The following is a 3,945-nucleotide window of genomic DNA, read 5'->3' on the forward strand; positions in this document are numbered from 1 at the left end:
GCAGGCAAACTCGACTTCTCCGCATTCAACTCGCATGCCCGCTGAAGGCCGTTACCCACTCCGTTTTCAAAAGAGCCTAATAAACCAACACGAATACGGGATCGGGCAACAAAAAAAAAATCAAACCGCAACATTCAACAGCCGATCCCGCATAACCCCAGCATCGGATTTAGAAAAAATCTCAACAATATAGTTAGCATCCCGAACATAAGCGGGAAACCGCCGATCGACGATACCTTTAACAGCAAGCGCCTCGAGCGGCGCATTCGCCTCCACCTCGCATGATTTAACGATCATCAACCGCTCCGCATTGAGCGAAGAAGAAAGCCACGCGGCGAGCGAATCGGAAGTGGTATCCCAGTTGGTCATCGAATCCGGCGTCGCACGCATCAGATCGGTCGGCACCCAAACCGCCACACGCCCATCGCGCAATGCCCGCCGGATGCGATCCTCGTTCGATGCGAGCACGAGCTCCGGCACCACGCCCTGCATCAGAATCGCGTACTGCGCCATCGCGAGCAGGCACATGTTGTGAGCGGCGAGGTCATCGAAATGCCATTCCTGCTGATACTGCCGCACCGCGTCCGCGAAATCGCCGCCGCCCGGCACGATCACGACGCGCCCGCCACCCACTTCCCATAGCCGCGTCAGCCACTCGCGCAGCGCAGGGTCGTGACTCAGGCTCCCCCCGATCTTCACCACCCACATATTCCTGTCCTCGTTCGATCAAGCCGACGGGCCACGCACCCGCGTCCGATACCGCTGCCTTCATCCCGCTGTATTGCTGACGCTATCACGCTGCGCGCGGCGACGCATCGTTCGATGGATGCGCTTCGTTGCCTCCCGCGCCCTTCGTCGCCGTCGACGCCAGCAACGCGACCGCCACGCTCGGCGCGCACGTCGATACCCATTCGGCGCGCGTTGCATCGTCGTCGGCGACACCGGCGAGCCGCGCGAAATCGACATAGCCGCGCGCCTCCTGCCGCGCCAGCGCCGCCGCAAGAAAACGCCCGCAGCCCGCGCCGACGATCGGCGCCGCCGCCAGCGACGCATCCTGCGCGATGACACGCGCGAAACTCGCCTCCAGCGCGCGCAACTGCTCGTGCCGCCAGCTCTGCGCGAAACGGCGCCACTCGGCATCGCTCGCGTCGACGGCATCGCGGCCGATCATCCGCGCAATCCGCACGCGGCTCGCGGCCTCCGTCTTCGGCCCGTTATCGGCGCTCGGATGCTGGTCGTGCTCGGGCCACAATTCGCCCGTCAAACGATAGACATCGGCGGTCGTCGCGAACCATTCGTTCATCACGCCCGTCATCTCGCCGCGAAACGCGATGCGATGCGCAACCCCGCACAACGGCGTGCGCACGACGCCCTGATAGACGAGCTCGCCGCTCGCGAGCCGTTCGGCGTCGTTCGCGCCGCGCGCCATCACTTTTCCGCCGACGATCGGAATGATGTCCGTTGTCGTGCTGCCGATGTCGATGAGCAACGCATCCGGCATGCACGCCGCGACCCATTGCGCGGTCGCGAGCCAGTTCGCCGATGCGACCTTGCGCCAGTGATCCGGACACGCCGAGCGCGCGAGCCAGCCCGCATCGCCGGCGAAGAACATCGTGCGCGGCCCGAGCCGCTGCGCAAGCGTGCGCGTCAACGTGCGCACGCCTTCGGAGCGGTCGGCAAAAAGGTCGACCATCTCGCCGGTCATCGTGACGGCGTGGCGCGCGCAGGCATCGGCGGCGGCGGGCCAGCGCTCGAACATCGCGTCGATCGCGCGCTCCAGATGCGCCATGCCCTGCCACAACGGACACGCCCATTGCGCGACATCGGCGAGCACGCCCGCGCGCGTCGCCATCGACACCTTGACGTGCGCGCCGCCCACGTCCCAGCCGAACACCGGCGCATCGTTCGATGTCGATGCCGTCATGACGACGCTCCGCCGCACGCGCGCAGCAATCCGGCATCGCCGTCGAAGCCGGGCACGCGATGCGCCGCGAGCAGCTCCGTCGCGAGATTTCTGCCGCCGCGCCGGCTCAGTTCCGCATACGCGACCGTCAGACGCGGATTCACCTCGATCACGACCGGCCCGCGCTCCGGATGCGACACGACGTCGATGCCCGCGAAGCCGCGCAGCCCCGGAAACGCTTCGGCGACACGCAGCGCGAGCCGTTCGAGCGCGCGCCCTTGCGGACCATGCCGGTCGATGCGATCGACATCGACGCCATCGAACTGAACGATTCGTTCGCGACGTCCCGACCCCGCCGCATCCGACAATCCGATGCGCTGCCGGTTGATGCTCACGAGCCGCGACAGCCGATCGCGGCAGATCAGCGACAGACTGAGCGGCTCACCGTCGATCCATTCCTGCAGCACGGGATTGCGGCCCGCTTCCGCGCGCGCGGCGTATTCGGCGCGCGCGGCGGCGAGGTCGTCGTAGACGTAGGTGTCGAGGCCGCCGGCGCCGTCATCGGGCTTGACGACCCAGCGCCGGCCGATCGCGGCGGTCGCGTTTTCGGGGTCGAGCGCGGGCGTCGCGGCGATGCTGCGCGCGGCGAGACACGCGGCCGTCGCGCTCTTGCTCGATGCGGCGCGGATCGCTTCCTTCGCGCAGCCGAGCCAGCGCGCCTGGCCGACGGCATCGTAGAGTTTGAGCAGCAGGCCGTCGCACTCCGGCGCGACGATGCACGCATAGTCATGCTCGCGCGCCATGCGGGCAACGAAACGTATGACCGATTCGCCCGGCTGGGCGCGCACGTAGCCGTGCGCGTCGTCGAGTTGTTCGAAACGCGAGCTCGCGACGGTCACGTCGACGCCGGGCAGCGCGCGCAAATCGGCGGCGATGGCGTCGCGCATGACGCGGCCTTCGACGATCAGCGCGGAGAGATCGGCGAGGCTGCCTGCGCCTGCCGCGTCCGGATCGATGCCGCCGCCGGTGAGATACTCGAATACAAAGATCTTGGTCAAAGGAAAGCCATCCATGCAGGTGATACCCGTTCTCGATCTGCTCGACGGCCAAGCGGTGCGCGCGGTGCGCGGCGAGCGTTCGCGCTACCGGCCGATCCAGTCTTCGTTGTGCGCAACGAGCGATCCTGTTGCGATCGCCCGCGCGCTCGTCGCCGCGACCGGCGCACGCACGTTGTACGTCGCCGATCTGGGCGCGATCCTTTCACGCGGCGCGCACGAGCACGCGCTCGCCGCGCTTTGCGATGCCCTCGGCGACGGCTTTCGCATCTGGCTCGACGCGGGCTTCACCGCGTTCTCGCCGATGCGCGCGCTGGTCGAACGCATCGCGCAATTGACGCGGTCTGCGTCGCCTGCTGCGATCGTGCCCGTGTTCGGCACCGAAACGCTCGTCGACATCGGCGCGATCGCCGAGGCATCGGCTTGCGGCTTCGAGCCGATTTTGTCGCTCGACTATCGCGCCGGGCGCGCGCTCGGCTCGACGCATGCCGAGAGCGGATGGTGGCCGTCGCGCGTGATCGTGATGACGCTGGATCACGTGGGCGCGTATGCCGGACCCGATCTCGATACGTTCGCGGCCGTGCGGGCGCTCGCCGGAGCGCGGGAGGTGATCGGGGCGGGGGGAATCCGCCATGATTCCGATCTGGCACTCGCCGCGGGCAGTGGCGCGTTCGCGTGGCTCGTCGCTTCCGCAATTCACGATGGCACTTTGGGGCATGGCGATGTGCATCGCGGTGGCTTCTGAGCGGTGAACTCAATATTTGTGCCAGTGGTTGGTCTGCTTTGCCTGCGCTTGAAAACCTTTGGCAAGCAGTGTTGCATCTGGTCATCCATAGGTGACAGTGTGTTGCATTGCGGAGCAGTTTTGGTCGGATCCCGGTTTCTCGTCGGTCTATTGGCGCTGCCCCTATGCGGGGCGGCAGTCACTTTCTTTGCTGCTGCAAAGAAAGTGACCAAAGAAAGCAGCTTTTCAGGCCCGCGGTCACA

Annotated in this window: 4 protein-coding genes; 1 reads left to right on the plus strand and 3 read right to left on the minus strand. The window is 66.3% G+C overall.

Annotation, left to right across the window (positions count from 1 at the left end; all coding sequences use genetic code 11):
* Window positions 1–120: 120 nt before the first annotated feature.
* The 3 genes from AWB76_RS38340 to AWB76_RS38350 form a co-directional block, all read right to left on the minus strand.
* A complete protein-coding gene (locus AWB76_RS38340; protein WP_061165281.1) occupies window positions 121–708 on the minus strand; it encodes an amino acid kinase family protein in 588 nt (195 codons plus the stop codon).
* Window positions 709–793: 85 nt separating this feature from the next.
* Window positions 794–1,924: a hydantoinase/oxoprolinase family protein gene (locus AWB76_RS38345; protein WP_061165284.1), complete on the minus strand. Its 1,131-nt coding sequence runs from the start codon at window positions 1,922–1,924 to the stop codon at window positions 794–796.
* Window positions 1,921–2,961, minus strand: coding sequence for an ATP-grasp domain-containing protein (locus AWB76_RS38350; protein ID WP_061165283.1), 1,041 nt, complete (start codon window positions 2,959–2,961; stop codon window positions 1,921–1,923). The genes AWB76_RS38345 and AWB76_RS38350 overlap by 4 nt, the downstream gene beginning before the upstream one ends.
* A 13-nt stretch (window positions 2,962–2,974) precedes the next feature.
* On the opposite strand from AWB76_RS38350, the gene AWB76_RS38355 reads away from it, so the two are divergent.
* Window positions 2,975–3,703, plus strand: a complete 729-nt coding sequence (locus AWB76_RS38355) for a HisA/HisF-related TIM barrel protein (RefSeq protein WP_061165282.1) — start codon at window positions 2,975–2,977, stop codon at window positions 3,701–3,703.
* Window positions 3,704–3,945: the final 242 nt, after the last annotated feature.

This window comes from Caballeronia temeraria (assembly GCF_001544795.2).
In the GTDB taxonomy this organism is placed as follows: domain Bacteria; phylum Pseudomonadota; class Gammaproteobacteria; order Burkholderiales; family Burkholderiaceae; genus Caballeronia; species Caballeronia temeraria.

Bases quoted from the DNA above. Each gene is read 5' to 3' on its own strand.
- AWB76_RS38340 (WP_061165281.1), bottom strand. From the start codon at position 708: ATGTGGGTGGTGAAGATCGGGGGGAGCCTGAGTCACGACCCTGCGCTG.
- AWB76_RS38355 (WP_061165282.1), top strand. From the start codon at position 2,975: ATGCAGGTGATACCCGTTCTCGATCTGCTCGACGGCCAAGCGGTGCGC.
- AWB76_RS38345 (WP_061165284.1), bottom strand. From the start codon at position 1,924: ATGACGGCATCGACATCGAACGATGCGCCGGTGTTCGGCTGGGACGTG.